At 66.2% G+C, this 21,044-nt stretch carries 18 protein-coding genes; 14 read left to right on the top strand and 4 right to left on the bottom strand.

Annotated elements, in window-relative coordinates:
- Positions 1–7 precede the first annotated feature (7 nt).
- Both EV580_RS14370 and EV580_RS14365 read right to left on the bottom strand, forming a co-directional pair.
- Positions 8–349, bottom strand: a complete 342-nt coding sequence (locus tag EV580_RS14370) for a hypothetical protein (protein WP_133691836.1) — start codon at positions 347–349, stop codon at positions 8–10.
- Positions 346–1,896, bottom strand: coding sequence for an MBL fold metallo-hydrolase (locus tag EV580_RS14365; protein ID WP_133691835.1), 1,551 nt, complete (start codon positions 1,894–1,896; stop codon positions 346–348). The genes EV580_RS14370 and EV580_RS14365 overlap by 4 nt, the downstream gene beginning before the upstream one ends.
- Before the next feature lie 87 nt (positions 1,897–1,983).
- On the opposite strand from EV580_RS14365, the gene EV580_RS14360 reads away from it, so the two are divergent.
- From EV580_RS14360 to EV580_RS14350, 3 genes are read left to right on the top strand one after another with little or no spacing between them, the layout of a single operon-like run.
- Positions 1,984–2,760, top strand: coding sequence for a lysophospholipid acyltransferase family protein (locus tag EV580_RS14360; RefSeq protein ID WP_133691834.1), 777 nt, complete (start codon positions 1,984–1,986; stop codon positions 2,758–2,760).
- Positions 2,761–2,762: 2 nt separating this feature from the next.
- On the top strand, positions 2,763–3,509 hold the full coding sequence (locus tag EV580_RS14355) for a lysophospholipid acyltransferase family protein (protein WP_133691833.1): 747 nt from the start codon (positions 2,763–2,765) through the stop codon (positions 3,507–3,509).
- The gene (locus EV580_RS14350) at positions 3,509–4,321 is read left to right on the top strand and encodes an HAD family hydrolase (RefSeq protein ID WP_133691832.1); all 813 of its coding nucleotides are present in this window, start codon (positions 3,509–3,511) and stop codon (positions 4,319–4,321) included. The genes EV580_RS14355 and EV580_RS14350 overlap by 1 nt, the downstream gene beginning before the upstream one ends.
- Positions 4,322–4,325: 4 nt before the next feature.
- On the opposite strand, the gene EV580_RS14345 is transcribed toward EV580_RS14350, so the two are convergent.
- Together EV580_RS14345 and EV580_RS14340 are read right to left on the bottom strand one after the other, a co-directional pair.
- Complete coding sequence (locus EV580_RS14345; protein ID WP_133691831.1) at positions 4,326–5,969, bottom strand: N-acetylmuramoyl-L-alanine amidase; 1,644 nt, start codon at positions 5,967–5,969, stop codon at positions 4,326–4,328.
- 162 nt (positions 5,970–6,131) lie between these two features.
- Entirely contained in the window at positions 6,132–7,082 is a 951-nt protein-coding gene (locus EV580_RS14340; RefSeq protein WP_133691830.1) for a hypothetical protein, read from the bottom strand.
- A 246-nt stretch (positions 7,083–7,328) separates the two neighbouring features.
- Between EV580_RS14340 and glf the strand changes: the two genes are divergently transcribed.
- The 11 genes from glf to fadD32 all read left to right on the top strand — a co-directional run bounded on the left by glf (position 7,329) and on the right by fadD32 (position 21,017).
- Complete coding sequence (gene glf, locus EV580_RS14335) at positions 7,329–8,546, top strand: UDP-galactopyranose mutase (RefSeq protein WP_133691829.1); 1,218 nt, start codon at positions 7,329–7,331, stop codon at positions 8,544–8,546.
- Positions 8,543–10,483 (top strand): glycosyltransferase, encoded by a 1,941-nt coding sequence (locus EV580_RS14330; RefSeq protein WP_133691828.1) that lies wholly within the window; start codon positions 8,543–8,545, stop codon positions 10,481–10,483. The genes glf and EV580_RS14330 overlap by 4 nt, the downstream gene beginning before the upstream one ends.
- Positions 10,476–11,033: a phosphatase PAP2 family protein gene (locus tag EV580_RS14325; RefSeq protein WP_133691827.1), complete on the top strand. Its 558-nt coding sequence runs from the start codon at positions 10,476–10,478 to the stop codon at positions 11,031–11,033. Before EV580_RS14330 ends, EV580_RS14325 begins: the two co-directional genes overlap by 8 nt.
- Entirely contained in the window at positions 11,030–11,944 is a 915-nt protein-coding gene (locus tag EV580_RS14320) for a decaprenyl-phosphate phosphoribosyltransferase (protein WP_133691826.1), read from the top strand. Before EV580_RS14325 ends, EV580_RS14320 begins: the two co-directional genes overlap by 4 nt.
- A gap of 4 nt (positions 11,945–11,948) precedes the next feature.
- On the top strand, positions 11,949–13,928 hold the full coding sequence (gene aftB, locus EV580_RS14315) for a terminal beta-(1->2)-arabinofuranosyltransferase (RefSeq protein WP_502703932.1): 1,980 nt from the start codon (positions 11,949–11,951) through the stop codon (positions 13,926–13,928).
- 286 nt (positions 13,929–14,214) lie between these two features.
- The gene (locus tag EV580_RS14310) at positions 14,215–15,168 is read left to right on the top strand and encodes an alpha/beta hydrolase (RefSeq protein ID WP_133691824.1); all 954 of its coding nucleotides are present in this window, start codon (positions 14,215–14,217) and stop codon (positions 15,166–15,168) included.
- A 117-nt stretch (positions 15,169–15,285) separates the two neighbouring features.
- Positions 15,286–16,293 carry an esterase family protein gene (locus tag EV580_RS14305; protein ID WP_133691823.1) on the top strand — a complete coding sequence of 336 codons (1,008 nt, stop codon included), beginning with the start codon at positions 15,286–15,288 and terminating at the stop codon, positions 16,291–16,293.
- A gap of 137 nt (positions 16,294–16,430) precedes the next feature.
- Positions 16,431–17,321, top strand: coding sequence for an alpha/beta hydrolase-fold protein (locus tag EV580_RS14300; protein WP_133692239.1), 891 nt, complete (start codon positions 16,431–16,433; stop codon positions 17,319–17,321).
- An 82-nt stretch (positions 17,322–17,403) separates the two neighbouring features.
- Positions 17,404–17,850, top strand: a complete 447-nt coding sequence (locus tag EV580_RS14295; protein WP_286171560.1) for a DUF732 domain-containing protein — start codon at positions 17,404–17,406, stop codon at positions 17,848–17,850.
- Positions 17,851–17,872: 22 nt separating this feature from the next.
- Entirely contained in the window at positions 17,873–18,892 is a 1,020-nt protein-coding gene (gene culp6, locus EV580_RS14290) for a carboxylesterase Culp6 (protein ID WP_133691822.1), read from the top strand.
- A gap of 235 nt (positions 18,893–19,127) precedes the next feature.
- Positions 19,128–21,017: a long-chain-fatty-acid--AMP ligase FadD32 gene (fadD32, locus tag EV580_RS14285; protein WP_133691821.1), complete on the top strand. Its 1,890-nt coding sequence runs from the start codon at positions 19,128–19,130 to the stop codon at positions 21,015–21,017.
- Positions 21,018–21,044 lie beyond the last annotated feature (27 nt).

Raw genomic sequence — 21,044 nt, 5'->3', positions numbered from 1 at the left:
GCTGAGCTTAGGTGGCCGCGAGCAACTCCTCGAGCACCTTCAAGAACTCCCGCGGTTTGACCGGGGTGAACGCGGGACTCGGAGTTGTGCCCGGCACGTCGAGGGTGACGAGCGTGGACTTGATCGGCCGGTAGATGTCCAGCGGCAGCCAGCGTCGGGGATCCGAACTGCCCCAGAGCTGGAAGCGCTGCATCCAGAGTCCCAGTGGCTCGGCCTTGTACCCCTTGATCGCCTGCAGGGGAATCACTTTCGCAGTCCCCGACGGAAAGTGGTAGCGCCGCAACGTCAGTGCGAAGCGGTCCAGTTGAACCAGACCGTCGTCGTAGTACTGCTGCGGAGGCGCGCTCATGTCCGAGAGCACCGCAATTCATGGCCCTTGGTGGTCAGGCAGCGCCCGTTCTCCAGGTTCCATTGCCAGCCGTGCAGGTTGCAGGTCAGCGTCGAACCTTCCACCACACCGAATTTCGACAGATCCGCCTTCAGGTGCGGGCAGCGGCGCTGCATCGTGTACCCACCCAAAACCACGTCCGCGGTGTCGTCGTGTGTCTCGGCAAACCAGCCGTCGGCGTAGGCGATCCGCTCGTCGGTCAGGCACTTGAAGAAGGTGTACAGATACTCGTTGTACCCGCCGACCCGCCACGCCCGGAAGCGGGTGGACAGGAAGATCGTATTGACCCAGTCCGGTTCGTCATCGCGGAGCACCGTGCGCACCAGTTCCGGCGCGATCTCGAAGCCGTAGCGGAATCTCTCATCGGCAATCGGTTCGCGCACAGCACGTTTCGGGAAGTCCACCACGATTGTCTCCGGACCCACTCGCAGCTCCACCGCGTAGCCGATACCGTCGCAGATCTGATCGCTCTGCAACATGATCGGCTCGAACTTCGCCCGCAACGGCTCCAGCAGCGACTCGCCGGCCGCCGGCGCCCACGAGGCCTTCTCGGCGGCCAGCACAGGTGCCATCCGCTCGGCGTAGTCGGCGATGTAGTCGGCCTTACCGGTGGTGAAGATCGCCTCCACGTCGGCGACCGGAATCGGGTGGGTAAGTGAATCCAGTTGTTTACCAGTGAATTCAGCGACCGAGCCGGGGATCATCAACAGCCCGCCGTCATTGCCGTTGCGTCGCATCTGCTCCAGGAACACCATCTGGTCCGGGAAGATGTTCGCGGGATCGTCGTGGTCGTCGTTGAGATCGCGCAGCGCGGGATCCAGGAAGCACGGCGGCCCGGCCGACGGAATCACCCATGTCGCATCGACATCGGAGATGAACTGCCTGCACCGGTCCATCCCGCGCTGACGTTTCTGGGTGCCGAACGACTCCTTGGCGCGCGCGGGCATGTCGTAGACCATCGGGTACCAGATCGCCCCCGAGTACTGCAGCATGTGCACGTCGATGTGGCCGAACGCATCGGCCAGCACGTCGAGCGCCAGCGGCCGCGAGTCGTTCATGTTGAACACGGTGGTGGTGCCGTCGGAGACGATCAGTCCCGAGTCGCCGATGGGCCCGTCGGCAGGCGCGCGCAGCGCGACGATCATCACGTCCAGCTCGCCCTTGGGGCCGCTGAGCCGATGCTTGACGGAGTCGGTCGTTTCGTAGAACCGGTGGAAGCCCACCTTCTCCAGTTCGCGTCTGAGGTCGGGGACCGGAAAGTCCGGCAGCAAAACGACGGCGTCCTTGTTGACGTACTCGGCGAGCAGCTGCGGGTCGAAGTGATCCTTGTGCAGGTGCGAGACGTACAGGTAGTCGCAGTCGCCCAGAGCGGCCCAGTCCAGGCCGCTGTTGTCCGGGAAGACGAACCACGATGCGAAATACGCTGGGTTCAGCCACGGGTCGCAGAGGATGCTTCCCGCCTGGGTGTCGATTCGAAAACCGGCGTGGCCGATGCTGGTGACCTGCACGAATACCCTTTCCCCTGGTCGCTGCACCCCAACTGAGCTTAGCGGTCCCCGGGCGGGGCGGAATGCCAGCGAGCTAGGCTAACCGCTGTGGAACCGGTATACGGGACTGTCATCCAGCTCGCCCGCCTGACCTGGCGTGTGCAAGGAATCAAGTTCAACGTGACCGGTGTCGAGAACCTGCCCGTCACCGGCGGGGCGGTCGTGGCCATCAACCACACCAGCTACTTCGACTTCACCTTCGCCGGGTTGCCCGCCTACCTGCAACACCGCGGCCGCAAGGTGCGGTTCATGGCCAAGCGCGAGGTCTTCGACTCCAAGGCCACCGGGCCGATCATGCGCAGCCTGCGGCACATCCCGGTGGACCGGGATGCCGGCGCCGCCTCCTTCGACGCGGCGTGCCTGGCGCTGAAGGCCGGCGAGCTCGTGGGCGTGTACCCGGAAGCGACGATCAGCCGCAGCTTCGAGCTCAAGGAATTCAAGTCCGGAGCGGCACGCATGGCGATCGCCGCGGACGTGCCGATCGTCCCGCACATCGTGTGGGGCGCTCAACGCATCTGGACCAAGGGCCATCCCCGGAAGATGTGGCGGCCCAAGGTGCCGATCTCGATCGCGGTTGGCGAGCCCATCCCGCCGACCTTGCCGGCCAACGAGCTCACCGCGCTGCTGCACTCGAGAATGCAGCACCTGCTCGAACGTGTTCAGGACAGCTACGGCCAGCACCCTGCCGGAGAGTTCTGGGTCCCGCACCGGCTGGGCGGCGGCGCGCCGACCTTGGCCGAAGCGGCCGTGATGGAGCAGGCCGAAGCCGCGGAGAAAGCGGCCAAACGGGCCCAGCGGGCCGATCCGCCCGGGTCACCGGGGTAGGCATGGAGCCGGTTTTCCGCACCCTGGAGATCGTCGCCTCGATGGTGGTCAGGGCCGCGGGGACGACGATCACCTTCGAGGGTCTCGAGAACGTTCCCGCGCGCGGTGGCGCCGTGATCGCGATCAACCACACCAGCTACGTCGATTTCCTGCCCGCCGCGTTGGGCACCCGCGCGCGCAAGCGCCGCATCCGGTTCATGATCAAGGCCGAAATGCAGGACGTCCGGATCGTGAACTTTCTGATCAGGCACACCGGGACCATCCCGGTGAATCGGCAGGCCGGAGCGCGTGCCTACGCCGAAGCCGTCCACCAATTGCGATCCGGGGAGCTGGTCGGGGTCTACCCGGAGGCGACCATCAGCCGGGCGTTCGTCCTCAAGGACTTCAAGAGCGGCGCCTCGCGGATGGCGCTGGAGGCGCGGGTCCCGATCATCCCGTGCATCGTGTGGGGCGCCCATCGAGTGTGGACGAAGGACCATCCGAAGCAGTTGCGCCGCAAAAAGATTCCGTTCACCGTCCGGTTCGGCAGGCCGATATTGCCGGTGGGGACCGCCGCCGAGCTGGATGCCGCGCTCAAACATCAGATGAGCACGATCCTGCGCGAGGTCCAGGTGGCATATCCGCATCCGGCCGGCGAGTACTGGGTGCCCGAGGGCCTCGGCGGCGGAGCTCCGAGCCTGGACGAGGCCAAGAAACTCGACGAGGCCGAGTTGGCCGAACGCGCACGACGCGCCCGGGAGCATCACTGATGCTGCCCGCTCTGATCGCCACCGACGTGGACGGCACCCTGCTCGACGAGGACGAGCGCGTCACGCCGCGCACCCGGCAGGCGGTGCGTGCCGCGGTGGCGGCGGGTGCCCAATTCGTGTTGGCGACAGGCCGTCCGCCCCGGTGGGTGCCGCCGGTGGTCGAGGAGCTGGGTTTCGCCCCGATGGCGGTGTGCGCCAACGGCGCGGTGATCTACGACGCCGAGCACGACCGCATCATCTCCGCGCGCACCTTGGCTGTCGACGTGCTCACCGAGCTCGCCGAGATCGCCACCCGGGTGATTCCCGGGGCCGGCCTGGCTGTCGAACGTGTCGGCCGCAGTGCGCACGATTCGGCGACACCGCAGTTCGTCAGCTCACCCGGTTACGAGCACGCCTGGCTGAACCCGGACAACACCGAGGTGTCGATGGAGGATCTGTTGAGCGCGCCCGCGGTGAAGCTGCTGATCCGCAAGGCCGGTGCTCGCAGTTCGGACATGGCCGCTGAACTCGTCAAACACATTGGGATACAAGGGGATATCACCTATTCCACCAACAACGGCCTGATCGAGATCAATCCGCTCGGCACCAGCAAGGCGACCGGCGTGGACGAGGTGGCGCACCCACTTGGCATCACCGCAGAAGACGTGGTGGCGTTCGGCGACATGCCCAACGACATACCGATGCTGCGTTGGGCCGGCCACGGCGTGGCGATGGGCAATGCACACCCCGAGGCGGTTGCGGCCGCCAACGAGGTGACCGCATCGAACGCGGAGGACGGACTGGCCAGGGTTCTCGAACGTTGGTGGCTGTAAAGCCTTAGTTGGCAGGCGCTTCCAGCACCGGGTTCGCGGCGCGGCTGAACCGCTCCAGCTGCACCGGCGGTCCCTCAGCCGACGGCGGCGGCATGACCAGTGTCAACGCGTCCACCACCCGCAGGACGTTGTGGGTCTGCCGGTCGAAGTTCAGTGTGCCGTGCTGGAAGTTCTGCACGATCCACTCGGGTTCCTGGATCTCCCCGCTGGTGGGCAGGCCCAGCGCACCGCGCTCGTAACCCAGTGAGGCCCAGGCTTCGTAGATCGCTCCGGTCAGCGGCTGAGCCTCGGTGCTCGGCGACCAGTAGATGGCACCGCGCTCGAACGTCACGTACCGCGCGGCACCATCGGCCGAGGCCTCCGGAGAGGTCGGCTCGCCGAGCGGTCCGTCCTTGCCGCCCATGGCTTCCCATTTGGCGAAGATGGCGCCTCCGCGCAGCGACTCCATCAGGTCAGGCGGCCGGTTGAATCGTGCTGCGATGTCCCGGATCTGGCCGAGGGCGGCGTAACCCGCGTTGCCCGGGCATTCGGTGTTGCCGACGTCGCGGTGGGCGAAGATCGTCGGCAGCGTGGGGGTGGCGCCGGCGGAGAAGAAGGTGTATTCGCCTCCGGCGGACCGCAACATCGTGGTGCCCAACGGGTTGACGTGGTCCAGACCCATCCGCCAGCCGAGCAGCCTGCCTACCGTGCGGATCTGGACGTCGGTGGGCGGAACGTCCTCGAAGTCGCCGATCATCGCTACGCCCCACACATCGCTGTTGAATCCGCCTGTGTGAGAACCGAGTACGTCTTTGGTGATGCCACCGGCCCGGCCTTCGAAGACCTGACCGTATCTGTCGACCAAGGCGTTGTAGGCGATGTCGCACCAGCCCAACGTGCGGGTGTGGTAGGCGTAAATGGAGCGGACGATCTCTGCGGAGTCTTCCGGCGCGTAGTCGTTGCTGCCAGCTGTGTGGTGGACCACCGCCGCGCGAATCCCGGGGCCGTACTGGGCATTTCCGCAACGGATGTGCTCGTCGGCACCCCACTGGGCGCGGCTGATGATGTTCGGCGGCTGGCCCGGTCCCAGGGCAGCGGTCGGTGGCTGCCACTGCGAGTCGACGGGCGCCTTCGGCGGGGTGATCAGCACCGCGGAGATGTTCTGCGCGAACGGCTGTTCGGCGGTCGCCGGCACATAGCCCAGCTCCTTGCCGGCGTCGAGTCCGGTCTCGGGCGGTGCGCTGGTGATCGGGGCGTTCGCCGGGCGCGTGACCGCGATCTGCACCGAGGTCGTGGTCCCGACGAACACCGGATCGGTACCGCGCGGTCCGCCGTGCTGCGTGTCGTCGGCGTTCGACTCGAGGGTCTCCGCGTCGTACCACGGACCCCAGCTTCCATCCACCTTCTTGGCGCGCACCCGGGCCGATGTCCCGGTGAGGTCGGTACCCGTCAACGCCACCAGGGAGAACGGTGTCGACTGGCTGATTTCGCGGATGGTCTGCCCACCGCCCAGGCCGGTCAGCGGCTGCTGGGACAGCACCGTCTCAGCGGCGTTCGGTCCGTCCTTGTGCTCCGAGCCGGGCACACCGGTGACAGCCCACGGCAGGATGACGACGGTCGCCGCGATTGCGGTGAACACGATCGACGGCGCGGGTCGACGGGACAGCACAAGGCGATGTTACGTATGTGCCTTCTGATACCACTGTTTCGACACGGGCCAGTGTGAAGAAAGTGATACTTGTGACCTGCAACGGCACCGCAGGGGCCTCTCCGGGTTCACTGACCTAGCGGCCTGACCCACCCTGCGGTGCCGTTCCGACGCAGGTCTTCGTTAACCCGCCGGGGCCGGTGCTGCTGCCGGAGCAGCGGCGGCGGCCGCCGAGGCACCTTGCATTGCCTGGGTGATCGACGGCATGACCACACCCTTGAGCAAATCGATCGCTTGTCCGACGCCGAGCTGGTTGGCGGCGCTGCTCAGGTCGCTGATGATCCCGCCGGAGGCGGCCGGCGCGGCCGGCATGGCCAGCGAGGGATCCCCGAGGATCGGGTAGGTACCCGCCGCGGGCGCCGTGATCGGCATCTCATTGGGCAGCCCGAGACCGGTTGCCGACGGGCTGGTCAGCCCGGGGGTCGACAACGACGGGGTCGCGGCACCGAGCTGGGGAGTGGTCAGCGCGGGGTTGGTCAGCCCGGGATCGGTCAGCGACGCCGACGCCGGCGGCACCGTCAATCCAGGCGTGGAGACGCTCGGCGTGGTCAGACCGGGGGTGGTCAGACCAGGTGTCGTCAGACCGGGCGTGCTCAGGCTGGGTGTAGTGAGCCCGGGCGTGGTCAGGCCAGGAGTCGTCAGGCCCGGGGTGCTCAGGCTCGGCGTGGTCAAGCCCGGCGTGCTCAGGCTCGGCGTGGTGAGCCCTGGGGTGGTCAGACCAGGCGTGGTCAATCCCGGTGCGGTCAGGCTCGGCGTGGTGAGACCGGGCGTGCTCAGGCTCGGCGTCGTCAGCGTCGGCCCGGCCTGCGCCGGCTGGGCACCGGCCGGGCTCAGGCCCGTCGGCAGCGGCGGCAGGTTGATCCCGAACTGCGACAGACCCTGCTGCAGCGCGGACATGATCTCGTTCGGCAGGTCGGTCACCACCGCGGCGCGGACGAACTCGCGCTGCTCGGGTGCCTTCTGCGGGGTGGCGGTCAATTCGACCACGCCAATAGCGGCAATAGGACTTGCGACGGCCAATGCGGCGACTGCGCTCATGGCTGTCGAGAGCTTGCGTCGACGGCTGTTAGGCACGGAAGTCTCCTCAATATCTAGACAACGTTCGTGTCTGAACTACTTCGTAAGGTCCGGGAAACGGCCGTGCGCCGGATCCGAAGCCAACGTGATCGATGGTACGAGTGAGACTGTTGTGACTAAAGTGACGATGCTGAATCGTGAGCCAATTGCGACCTGGATTCGTTACGGGCCCTCTTGATTTCCGGTTGGCGCGTGGGCTTGCGATGCGGGTCACACCCTGGCCGTCGGATAACCTAGGGCCCGATGACCTCTTCAAAGGCTCCCGTCGATTCCCGCCCCTTCGACCTCTTCGTCGTCGGCTCCGGCTTCTTCGGCTTGACGATCGCCGAGCGGGTGGCGACCCAGCTCGGCAAGCGTGTGCTGGTCGTCGAGCGCCGGTCGCACATCGGCGGCAATGCCTACTCCGAGCCCGAGCCGCAGACCGGCATCGAGATCCACAAGTACGGCGCGCACCTGTTCCACACCTCCAATAAGAAGGTGTGGGATTACGTCCGCCAGTTCACCGACTTCACCGGATACCAGCACCGGGTATTCGCGATGCACGGCGGTCAGGCCTACCAGTTCCCGATGGGACTGGGCTTGGTGGCGCAGTTCTTCGGCAAGTACTTCACTCCCGACGAAGCCCGCCAGCTCATCGACGAGCAGGCCGCCGAGTTCAAGACCGACGAGGCCGCCAACCTCGAAGAGAAGGCCATCTCGTTGATCGGCCGCCCGCTCTACGAGGCGTTCGTCAAGGGCTATACGGCCAAGCAGTGGCAGACCGACCCCGCAGAGCTCCCGGCCGCCGTCATCAATCGCCTGCCGGTGCGCTACAACTTCGACAACCGCTACTTCAACGACACCTACGAGGGCCTGCCGGTCGATGGCTACACCCAGTGGCTGGAAAACATGGCCGCCGACGACCGCATCGAGGTCCGGCTCGATACCGACTGGTTCGACGTCCGTGACGAGTTGCGGGCGCAGAGCCCGGACGCGCCTGTCATCTACACCGGGCCGCTGGATCGTTACTTCGACTACGCGGAGGGCCGGTTAGGCTGGCGCACACTGGATTTCGAGCTGGAAGTGCTTCCGACCGGCGATTTTCAGGGCACCCCGGTGATGAACTACAACGACCTCGACGTGCCCTACACCCGCATCCACGAGTTCCGGCATTTCCACCCGGAGCGTGACTACCCGACCGACAAGACGGTGATCATGCGGGAGTTCAGCCGGTTCGCCGCCGACGAGGACGAGCCGTATTACCCGATCAACACCGAATCCGATCGCGCACTACTGGCCGCCTACCGCACCCGGGCCCGGCAGGAGACCTCCGCGGCGAAAGTCCTCTTCGGTGGCAGGCTGGGCACATACCAATACCTGGATATGCACATGGCGATCGCCAGCGCCTTGAGCATGTACGACAACGTCCTGGCGCCACACCTGCGCGACGGGGCGCCGCTGACTGAAAGCAGCACAGAATGAGCGAGATTCCGTCCGGCCCGATCGCAGCCGGCGAAACCAAGGCCGTCAGCCTGCTGGCACGGGTGATCCTCCCGCGTCCCGGTGAACCGCTCGACGTCCGCAAGCTGTACATCGAAGAGTCCGACACCAATGCGCGCCGGGCGCACGCGCCCACTCGCACCACGCTGGAGATCGGCGCGGAGTCCGAGGTGTCGTTCGCGACGTACTTCAATGCCTTCCCGGCGAGCTACTGGCGGCGCTGGTCGACACTGGAGTCGGTGGTGCTGCGTGTCGAACTGACCGGATCGGCACGCGTCGACGTCTACCGCTCCAAGGCGACTGGAGCCCGAATCACCGTCGGGGGCACCGAAGTCACCAGTCCGGACGCGGACACCCCGACTTCCGCGGAGTTCGAGATCGACCTCGCGCCTTTCGAAGACGGCGGCTGGATCTGGTTCGACATCACCACCGACAGCAGGACGACGGTGCACAGCGCGGGCTGGTACGCGCCCGTGCCCGCGCCGGGCCGGGCCAGCGTCGCGGTCGGCATCCCCACGTTCAACCGACCCGCCGACTGCGTCAACGCACTGACGGCATTGACGTCAGATCCGTTGGTGGACAACGTGATCACCGCTGTCATCGTGTCCGATCAAGGCACCCAGAAGGCCAAGGACCACCCCGGTTTCGACGCCGCGGCAACGGCACTGGGTACGCGCCTGACGATTCACAACCAGCCCAACCTCGGTGGTTCCGGTGGCTACAGCCGGGTGATGTACGAGGCGCTGAAGAACACCGACTGCGAACAGATCCTGTTCATGGACGACGACATTCGCGTCGAACCGGATTCAGTCTTGCGGGCGCTGGCCCTCAACCGGTTCGCCAAGACGCCGACCCTCGTCGGCGGCCAGATGCTCAACCTGCAGGAGCCGTCGCACCTGCACGTCATGGGCGAGATGGTGGCCGCCGAGAACTTCATGTGGACCAACGCGATCAACACCGAGTACGACCACAACTTCGCCAAGTACCCGCTGAATGACGAAGAGAGCGAGCGCAGCCGGATGCTGCACCGCCGCATCGACGTCGACTACAACGGCTGGTGGATGTGCATGATCCCGCGCCAGGTCGCCGAGGAACTCGGCCAGCCGCTGCCGTTGTTCATCAAGTGGGACGACGCCGATTACGGTCTGCGGGCCGGCGAGCACGGCTATCCCACCGTCACCCTGCCCGGTGCCGCGATCTGGCACATGGCATGGAGCGACAAGGACGACGCGATCGACTGGCAGGCCTATTTCCACCTGCGCAACCGGTTGGTGGTGGCCGCCATGCACTGGGACGGAAACGTCCGGGGGCTGATCGCGAGCCACATGAAGGCTACGCTCAAACACCTTCTCTGCCTTGAATATTCGACGGTCGCCATCCAAAACAAGGCGATGGACGACTTCCTCGAGGGGCCGGATCACATCTTCTCCATCCTGGAGTCGGCGCTGCCTGAGATCCGTCAGATGCGCTCGGAGTACCCCGATGCCGTCGTGCTGCCCAGTGCGACAACGCTGCCGACCCCTTCGGACAAGCGGTGGCGCAAGAAGGTGAGCATCCCCACCAACCCGGTGTCGATCTCCCTGCGGCTCGCCCGTGGAGTGGCCCATCAGCTCAAGGCGCACCATCCGGTGCACCACGAGCGCCCGCAGATCAATGTCGCGACCCAGGACGCCCGGTGGTTCTCGTTGTGCCGGGTCGATGGTGTCACGGTCACCACCGCCGATGGCCGTGGCGTGGTCTACCGGCAGCGCGACCGCGCGAAAATGTTTGCGCTGCTGCGTGCTTCGACGCGCCGTCAGCTGCGTCTGGCCCGCCAGTTCAACCGGATGCGCAAGGTCTACCGGCAGTCGCTGCCGGCGCTGACCAGCAAGGAGAAGTGGGAAACGGTGCTGCTCGAGAACTCCACCACCGATGCCTGACAGCAGCCTGCCGGAGCCGGTTGCGCCGCCCGCGAGCGGAGAAGTCGCGGTCCTGGTCGCCGTCCAGTCTGCGCTGGGCAAGCCCCCGGTCATCGAGGTGGCCCGGTCGATGTCGCACTTCGGTGAGCACGCCCAGGGCTGGATGGCGGTGTCGGCGCTCGGCGCGCTGGCCATGCCGAAGCGCCGCCGCGAGTGGGCGCTGGTGGGTATCGGCGCGGTGATCGCACATGCCGCCGCGATCGCGATCAAGTTGGTGGTGCGCCGCAAGCGGCCTCACCACCCGGCAGTCGCGGTGAACGTAGGCACGCCCAGCGCCCTGAGCTTTCCCTCTGCCCACGCCACCTCCACGACCGCCGCGGCTATGCTGCTGAGCCGGGCCACCCGGTCACGGCTGCCGCTGGTCGTGATCCCCGCGATGGCCCTGTCGCGACTGGTACTCGGCGTTCATTACCCGTCCGATGTCGTTGCCGGGGCAGCAGTCGGCGCGGTCGTCGCGCGGAGCGTCAGCTGTTTCGCCTCGCCGCAGAAGGAGACGCTGAACCGCCCATGAGTGAGGAAGCGAAGTCGGTCGCCGGTCCGCCGAGCAATCTGTTCAGCGGAATCATCAAGGCCATCCGCCCGCGCCAGTGGGTCAAGAACCTGCTCGTGCTGCTCGCCCCGATCGCCGCACTCGGCGGCAACGTGGAGTACGACTACAAAGAGGTCGCGATCAAGATCCTGATCGCGTTCGTCTCGTTCTCGCTAGCGGCCTCCTGCATCTATCTGGTGAACGACTCGCGTGACGTCGAGGCCGACCGTCAGCATCCGACCAAACGGTTCCGCCCGATCGCGGCCGGCGTGGTCCCCGAATCGCTGGCCTACTCACTGGCCGTCGTGCTGGGGATCGGTGCGTTGGCGCTCTCACTGCTGTCGTCGGTGAATCTGCTCATCGTGATCGCCGTCTACATCGCCATGCAGCTCGCCTACTGCTTCGGGCTCAAACACCAAGCGGTGCTGGACATCTGCATCGTGTCGTCGGCGTACCTGATCCGTGCCATCGCCGGCGGCGCCGCGGCAGGCATCCCGCTGTCGCAGTGGTTCCTGCTGGTGATGACCTTCGGCTCACTGTTCATGGTGGCCGGAAAGCGTTATGCCGAACTGCAACTCGCTGAGCGCACCGGCGCCAAGATCCGCAAGTCACTGGAGAGCTACACAGCCTCCTACCTTCGTTTCGTGTGGACCGTGGCGGCCACCGCGATGGTGGTCTGCTACAGCCTGTGGGCCTTCGAACGGGACGGAGCGAACGCGTCGTGGTACGCGATCACGATCATCCCCATCACCATCGCGATACTGCGGTACGCCGTCGATGTCGACGGTGGAATGGCCGGTGAACCCGAGGACATCGCGCTGAAGGATCGGGTACTCCAGCTGCTGTTGCTGGCGTGGATCGGGACCATCGGTGCAGCGATCGCCTTCAGTTGAGGTACTGACTCCCGAATCGAGCCCGGCCGAGGCCGGGCCGCTGAAATTGCCCTGGGCGCCCGCCTTCCCGCTGCGTCCGCTGGCCCGGGTCAGTCTGTGGCTCAGCGTCGTCGTGGTCGGCGCACTGTGGGCGTGGGGGGCGTGGCAACGACGCTGGATCGCCGACGACGGTCTGATCGTGTTGCGTACGGTGCGCAACCTACTGGCCGGCAACGGACCGGTGTTCAACGCCGGCGAGCGGGTGGAGTCGAACACCTCCACGCTGTGGACGTTCCTCAACTACTTCGGTGCTCTCGTCGGCGGTCCCGTGCGCCTGGAATACGTCGCGCTGGCGCTGGCGCTTGGCCTGTCCATCGCGGGCGTGGTGCTCGTAATGATCGGTACCGCACGACTGTTCGCGCCCGGACTCCAGGGCCGCCGGGCTCTGCTGCTGCCCGCAGGCGCACTGGTGTACATCGCGATCCCGCCCGCCCGTGACTTCGCCACCTCCGGTCTGGAGAACGGTCTGGTGCTCGCCTGGCTGGGTCTGCTCTGGTGGATGATGGTCGCCTGGTCGCAGGCGCCGCGACGCCATGGCAGCGGCCCCCTCTTCACCGCATCGCTGGCCTTCGTCGCCGGGCTGAGTGTTTTGGTTCGGCCCGAGCTCGCACTCGTCGGCGGGCTGGCCCTGGTGATGATGCTCGTCGCGGCCCGGGGCTGGCGGGACCGGGTGTTGATCGTGGTCGCAGGTGGGCTGTTCCCGGTGGGCTATCAGATCTTCCGAATGGGTTACTACGGATTGCTTTTCCCGCAGACCGCGCTGGCCAAGGACGCCTCCGGCGACAAGTGGGCCCAAGGCCTGATCTACCTGACCAATTTCAACCAGCCCTACGCGCTGTGGCTGGCCGCGGTGTTGGTGATCGCACTCGGCGTGGTACTGGTGGCCGCGCGCGGCACCGACGGCGCGGCGCCGATCGCCGGCAATGCGGGCCGCCTGGCCAGCCGGATCCAAACCCCCACCGCCGTCGTCATTTTCATGCTCGTCAGTGGTCTGGTGCAGGGGCTGTACTGGATCCGTCAGGGCGGCGACTTCATGCACGGCCGGGTGTTGCTGACGCCGGTGTTCTGCCTGCTGACGCCAATCGCGGTGATACCCATCGCATTACCGGCAAGCGTGGGGTCGGCGCGGGACCGCAGCGTCGTCCTGGCGGGCGCGAGCGCCGCTCTATGGCTTGGCATCGTCGGTTGGTCGCTGTGGGCGGCTAACTCGCCGGGCATGGGTCTGGACGCCACCCGGGTCACCTATTCCGGCATCGTCGACGAGCGGCGGTTCTACTCGCAGGCCACCGGTCACGCACACCCCCTGACTGCCGCCGACTACCTGGACTATCCGCGGATGCGTGCGGTCCTGACCGCGATCAACAACACGCCGGACGGTGCGCTGCTACTGCCGTCGGGAAACTACGACCAGTGGGATGTGGTGCCGGCGTACCCGCCACCACCCCCGCCGCCCGGCGTGTCGATGGATACCTGGCGCCGCGAAATAGCGCCCCACACAGTGTTTTTCACCAACCTCGGGATGCTCGGCATGAACGTCGGACTCAACGTGCGGGTGATCGATCAGATCGGCTTGGCCAACCCGATCGCCGCGCACACCGCGCGCCTGGAAGACGGCCGCATCGGACACGACAAGAACCTGTTCCCGGACTGGGCTGTCGCCGAGGGGCCGTGGCTCAAGGAACATCCCTATGTCCCGCCCTATCTCGACGAAGGGTGGATCACCGAGGCCGGCGTCGCACTGGGCTGCCCGGAGACCGACGCGATGCTGAATTCCATCCGGGGTCCACTGGGCATCCGCCGGTTCGTGTCCAACGTGATGCACGCACTCGAATTCACCCGCTATCGCATCGATCGGGTGCCGCAGTACGAGCTCGCTCGCTGCAATCTGCCGGAGCCGCCGCTGAAGGGGACGCCGTACACCGGCCTGCCGGCCACGGGGCCTTAGCGTCGTCTGTGTGGCCAATGTGGGCCGAGTGCAAGAAGTGTCGCGTAACCAAAGTTATTGCGATTCAACCGGACTGTGGCCCATATCTCACCGTGCTCGGGTTTGGTGCAGCAGGTTTCATGATTTCGGCGCGGAGACGGTAGCTTAGTTTGCCAGCCGGGCTCTAGCCGGTAACGCTGCGGTCAGATCGCGGCGATACACAGGTCAAGTGTGACAACGCTTGGCGAACCAACGTCAATGTCGACAGCGGTTGCGCCGTGCCGTGAATGAATGAGTTGAGCAACCGATGGTTCGTGCTGTGAGAGCCTCGCTGGCCGCCGCCCTGGTGCTGGCCGCGCTGGCGAGCGGCTTCGGCGTGACGCCCAAGGCGCACGCCTTTTCGCGGGACGGCCTGCCGGTGGAGTACCTCGACGTGTACTCGCCGTCGATGAGCCGAAATATCCGTGTGGAGTTCCAAGGCGGCGGAACCAAAGCTGTCTATCTGCTCGACGGTCTGCGGGCCCAGGACGACTACAGCGGTTGGGATATCAACACCGCGGCCTTCGAATGGTTCTTCGGCAGCGGAGTCTCGGTGGTCATGCCCGTCGGCGGGCAGTCCAGTTTCTACAGCGACTGGTACTCCCCGTCGAGTTTCAACAAGCAGCCCTACACGTACAAGTGGGAGACATTTCTCACCAGCGAGCTGCCGCAGTGGCTGGCCGCCAACAAGCAGGTCTCGGCAACCGGTAACGGTGTGGTCGGCTTGTCGATGTCCGGCGGCGCCGCGCTGATCCTGTCGGCCTACCATCCGCAGCAGTTCATCTACGCGGCATCGCTGTCGGGCTTCCTGAACCCCTCGTCGTTGCTCATGCAGCAGGCCATCCGGGTGGCCATGCTCGACGCCGGCGGCTACAACGTCGACAACATGTGGGGCGCCCCCTGGGATCCGGCGTGGAAACGCAACGATCCGCTGGTCCAGGCTGCCACCATCGCCCACAACGGCACTCGGCTGTGGATCTATTGCGCGCCCGGTGGACAGACCGACCTCGACGCCGGCGCCGACCCGAACCAGGCGCTGAGCGCCACCAGCCTGGAGTCGCTGGCGATCAAGAGCAACAAGGATTTCCAGGCCGCCTACACCGCGGCCGGAGGCACGAACGCCACCTTCGAATTCCCATCGTCCGGCAACCACTCGTGGCCGTATTGGGGATCGCAGCTGGCGGCACTAAAACCCGACCTCATCGCCACTATCAACCGGTGAGAGGGCGGTCACGACAACATCTCTGAAGAGGAACGATCACGTCACATGTGATTGACTGACAACGCACGGCTGCCCTGGATCGCATGCGGTGCGGCACACAAAAAAGGATGGAAATACATGAAGTTCGTTGAGAAGTTGCGTGGCGTTTGGGTGCGCCGGCTGACGGTCGCGGCTGCGGCCGCCGCTGTGCTGCCCGGTCTGATCGGCGTCGTCGGCGGCTCCGCAACGGCGGGAGCATTCTCCAAGCCCGGCCTCCCGGTCGAGTACCTCGATGTGCCGTCCGCTGGCATGGGCCGCGACATCCGCATCCAGTTCCAGAGCGGTGGCCCCAACTCTCCGGCGGTCTATCTGCTCGACGGTCTGCGGGCCCAGGACGACTTCAACGGCTGGGACATCAACACCCCGGCGTTCGAGTGGTACTACAACTCGGGCCTGTCGGTGATCATGCCCGTCGGTGGCCAGTCCAGCTTCTACTCCGATTGGTACAAGCCGGCGTGCGGCAAGAACGGCTGCCAGACCTACAAGTGGGAGACCTTCCTGACCCAGGAGTTGCCGGCATATCTGGCCGCCAACAAGGCGGTCAAGCCCACCGGTAGCGCTGCCGTCGGTCTGTCGATGGCCGGCTCGGCCGCGTTGACCCTGGCGATCTATCACCCCGAGCAGTTCCCGTACGCGGCCTCGCTGTCGGGCTTCCTGAACCTCTCCGAGGGTTGGTGGCCGATGCTGGTCAACCTGTCGATGGGCGACGCGGGCGGCTTCAAGGCCAACGACATGTGGGGCCCGACCGAAGATCCGAACAGCGCCTGGAAGCGCAACGACCCGATGGTCAACATCCAGCAGTTGATCAACAACAACACCCGGATCTGGATCTACTGCGGTAACGGTAAGCCGTCGGACCTGAGCTCGAACGTCAGTGCGGGCAACCTGTTCAACGCGAAGTTCCTTGAAAGCATGACGTTGCGCACCAACAAGACGTTCAAGGACACCTACCTCGCTGCCGGCGGCATGAACGGCGTCTTCAACTTCCCGGCCGACGGCGTGCACGACTGGCCGTACTGGGGCCAGCAGCTGCAGCAGATGAAGCCCGACATTCAGCGCGTGCTCGGCGCAACGCCGACCGCCTGATCGTCAGAACCACCACCAACGGCGGCGACCTTCGGGTCGTCGCCGTTGGCGTATCCAGACCATCTGACTAAGCGGTGTGATTCACTACGTGCAGGTGGGGCGAGGCTACATACGTAACTAGTCGACTTGAGGTGACCATGATGAGTGTGTCGGGCCTGTTCCGGGGATTCTGCGCCGCAGTTCTGGCGCTTGGCCTATGGAGCGCGACCGCGCCGGCTTCCCATGCCGCCGACGTCGAATACCTGATGGTGCCGTCACCGGCGATGGGGCGCGATATCCCGGTGGCCTTCATGGGTGGCGGCCCGCACGCCGTCGTGCTGCTCGATGCGTTCAACGCCGGAGACCCGGTGAGTAACTGGGTCACCGCGGGCAACGCGATGAACACCCTGGCCGGTAAGGGCATCTCGGTGGTCGCACCCGCCAGCGGCGCGTTCACGCTCTACACCAACTGGGAAGCCGACGGCACCCGGCAGTGGGAGACCTTCCTGTCCGACGAGCTGCCCAACTGGCTGGCGGCCAACAAGGGCCTGGCGCCCGGCGGGCACGCGATCGTCGGCGCCGCCCAGGGTGGCACCGGAGCGCTGATGGAGGCGACGTTCCACCCCGACCGCTACCGCTACGCGGGGTCGATGTCGGGCTTCCTGACCCCGTCGAACACCTTCCTCAACGGTGCGATCACGGCCGGGATGAACGAGTTCGGCGGAGTGAACACCCAGGCGATGTGGGGTGCCGCGCAGCTCGGCCGGTGGAAGTGGCATGACCCCGATGTGCATGCGCAGCTGCTGGTCGACAACAACACGCGGCTGTGGATCTTCAGCCCGCAGACGCTGACCTGCAGCGACGTCCCGGCGATGATCGGCTACTGCGATCAAGCCCAGGGCAGCAACCGCACCTTCTATGCGCACTACCGCTCGCTGGGTGGGCGCAACGGCCACTTCGACTTCCCGGCCGGCGGCAATCACGACTGGGGCAACTGGGCCGCTCAGCTGGCGGCCATGTCCGGTGACGTCGCGGCGGCCATCAAATAGGTCACAACTGCGGACGAACTGTTAACTATCCGCAATCTTTGCGAGCTCAAAGGGCCGTACTGCCAGCCGGTACCGTGGAGACGTGCAGCGCTCGCTCGTGATCGGCCTCGTGGGCTCTACGGCCTGGCTGATGGTGGCGTGCAGTTCGGGTGAGGATCTGGTGACCACCGCCGCCCCGCTCGCGACCCACGGCGCCGTGCACGGCCAGGGCGCGGTGCTGGGACCGGACGTCGATCTGCAGTCCACCAAGCTCGACGTCACGCCGTCACAGCGCGCCTTCCTCGACGCGCTCACGGCCGCGGGTGTGCACCCGTCCAGCGAGCTGGAAGCATTGAGCATCGGTTCCCACGTCTGCCAGGCCCATGCGGCCGGTCAAAGCGATCAGGCAGTCTGGGACTACATCACTCCCATGGTGCGTAGCGACGTCATCGACTCGGGGCCGTCGTCGCCGCCGCACACCGCCCCAGAGCCGCAGGTAACCCAAGCCACCGCCGACTACATTCGGATCGCTACCCAGCGGCTCTGCTGACAGGAAGACAACGCCCCTTCCCATGGCTCGAAACTCCCGGACCAATGCCCGGCGCAGACGTCATCGCATTCTCGCCCTCGTCGCCGCCGGCGCGATGGCTGTCGTCGTTGCGCTCGTCGTCGCCATCATCGTCATCGTCGTGCGGCGACCGGACTCGCCGCCGTCCGCTGTCCCGCCGACCGTGCTGCCGCCGACCAGCTCACCGGGCCAGCACAAGCCGCGCCCGGAATTCCAGGACGCCAGCTGCCCGGACGTCATGGCGGTCGTGGTTCCCGGCACCTGGGAATCGTGGCCGACCGACGATCCGCTGAACCCGACCCAATTCCCGCTCTCGCTGCTCGGCAATGTCAGCAGGCCGCTGTCCGGTCAGTTCGGTCGCGACCGGCTCGAGGTGTACACCGTCCCCTACACCGCGCAGTTCCATAACCCGCTGTCGTCGGACAAACAGATGTCCTACAACGACAGCCGCGCCGAGGGCACCAGGGGTGCCGTCCAGGCGATGACGGACATGAACAACCGCTGCCCGCTGACCAGCTACGTCCTGATCGGCTTCTCCCAGGGCGCGGTGATCGCCGGTGACGTCGCCAGCGATATCGGCAATGGGCGAGGTCCGGTCGACGAGGATCTGGTTCTCGGTGTGATGTTGATCGCCGACGGCCGCCGCCAGACGGGCGTCGGGCAGGACATCGGTCCCAACCCGCCCGGCCAGGGTGCCGAGATCACGCTGCACGAGCTGCCCGCGCTGTCCGCGATGGGCCTGACCATGACCGGCGAGCGTCCCGGCGGATTCGGTGCGCTGAACAACCGCACCAACGAGATCTGTGCCGCCGGCGACCTGATCTGCGCCGCACCGCAGGAGGCGTTCAACATCACCAACCTGCCGACCACGCTGGACGTGCTGGCCGGCGGCGCGGGACAGCCGGTCCACGCGCTGTACAACACACCGCAGTTCTGGAACCTCAACGGTCAAACGTCGACGCAATGGACCCTGGATTGGGCGCGCAACCTGATCGAGAACGCGCCGCACCCGAAACACGGATGACGTGGACGCGCCGGTGGCCGGGATTTGGCCGCTGCCGCGACTACGCCTAACATTAAGAAGAAAATAAGAGCTGCACGCGCCGACGGCGCCCCCGCCATCTTCGTCCCAGATAGGGCGAAGATGGCTCTGTACGATCTGTGAGGTTTGGGGCCCTAGACGCAGGGCGACCGGTGGCGCGATGTCATGCGCGGCCGCCGCAGGGCCCGACACAGATGTGTTCTGACAGGAGATTGGTATGCCGTTCCACAACCCGTTCATCAAGAACGGCCTGATCACCTTCCCCGAGGGCGCCAGTGTGGTCAAGCACGTGGAGCGCTGGGCCAAGGTCCGCGGCGACAAGCTCGCCTACCGGTTCCTCGACTTCTCCGTCGAGCGCGACGGTGTCGTGCGCGAATTGACCTGGGCCGACTTCGGTGCCCGCAACCGCGCCGTCGCGGCTCGCCTGCAGCAGGTGACGCAGCCCGGTGACCGGGTGGCCATCCTGTGCCCGCAGAACCTCGAGTACCTCGTCGCCTTCTTCGGCACGCTGTACTCCGGCCGCATCGCCGTCCCGCTGTTCGACCCGGCCGAGCCCGGCCACGTCGGCCGCCTGCACGCGGTGCTCGACGACTGCGGCGCCTCGGCGATCCTGACCACCACCGACTCCGCCGAGGGCGTGCGCAAGTTCTTCCGCAGCCGCCCGGCCAAGGAGCGTCCCCGCGTCATCGCGGTCGACGCCATCCCCAACGAGGTCGGCGCGACCTGGGAGCCGGTCGAGAGCGGTCGGGACGCCGTCGCCTACCTGCAATACACCTCCGGGTCCACCCGGGTCCCCAGCGGTGTAGAGATCAGCCACCTGAACCTGGCCACCAACGTGGTGCAGGTGATCGAGGCTCTCGAGGGCGAGGAAGGCGACCGGGGTGTGTCCTGGCTGCCGTTCTTCCATGACATGGGTCTGGTCACCGCACTGCTGCCGGCACTCATCGGCCACTACTTCACCTTCATGACACCGGCCGCGTTCGTCCGCCGCCCCGGCCGCTGGATCCGCGAGCTCGCATGGCGCGAGGGCGACACCGGCGGCACCATCTCGGTGGCCCCCAACTTCGCGTTCGACCATGCCGCCGCGCGCGGTGTTCCGAAGGATGACGAAGAGCCGCTGGATCTGTCCCACGTCAAGGCGGTACTCAACGGCAGCGAGCCGATCTCGGCCGCCACCGTGCAGCGCTTCAACGACGCGTTCGCACCGTTCGGATTCCAGCCCAAGGCCATCAAGCCGTCCTACGGTCTCGCCGAGGCCACGCTGTTCGTGTCGACCACCCCGGCGGGTGAAGAACCGACGATCTTGTCGGTGGACCGCGACGCGCTCAACAGCGGCACTTTCGTTGTGGTGCCGGATGATTCGCCGAAGGCCGTCGCGCAGGCGTCGGCCGGCAAGATCGGTGTGGCCGAGTGGGCGGTGATCGTCGACAACGACGCCGCCACCGAGCTGCCCGACGGCCAGATCGGCGAGATCTGGATCAGCGGCCAGAACATGGGCCTTGGCTACTGGAACAAGCCCGAAGCCAGCCGCGAGACGTTCCAGAACACCCTCAAGTCCCGGACCAGCCCGTCGCACGCCGAGGGCGCCGCCGACGACGCGACCTGGGTGCGCACCGGCGATCTCGGTGCCTTCCACGACGGCGAGCTCTACATCACCGGCCGGGTCAAGGACCTGGTGATCATCGACGGCCGCAACCACTATCCGCAGGACCTGGAGTACTCCGCGCAGGAGTCCACCAAGGCCGTGCGTACCGGGTTCGTCGCGGCGTTCTCGGTGCCGGCCAACCAGCTGCCCGATGAGGTCTTCGACAACGCCCACGCCGGGCTCAAGCGCGACGCCAGCGACAGCTCAGAGCAGCTGGTCATCGTCGCGGAGCGCGCTGCGGGTTCGCACAAGCTGGACCTGGGACCGGTCACCGACGACATCCGCGCCGCGATCGCGGTACGGCACGGTGTGACGGTGCGCGACGTGCTGCTGACGCCTGCGGGTGCCATCCCGCGTACCTCCAGCGGAAAGATCGGCCGGCGGGCATGCCGCTCGGCCTACCTCGACGGCAGCCTGCGTAGCGGGAAGGTGGCCAACGCCTTCCCCGACGACGAGGAATGACGACCCAAGGAAGTACTCAGAGGCCTC

The sequence above is a fragment of the Mycobacterium sp. BK086 genome (genome assembly GCA_004362315.1).
Classification (GTDB): domain Bacteria; phylum Actinomycetota; class Actinomycetes; order Mycobacteriales; family Mycobacteriaceae; genus Mycobacterium.
This window is presented reverse-complemented; position numbering and strand designations above follow the sequence as displayed.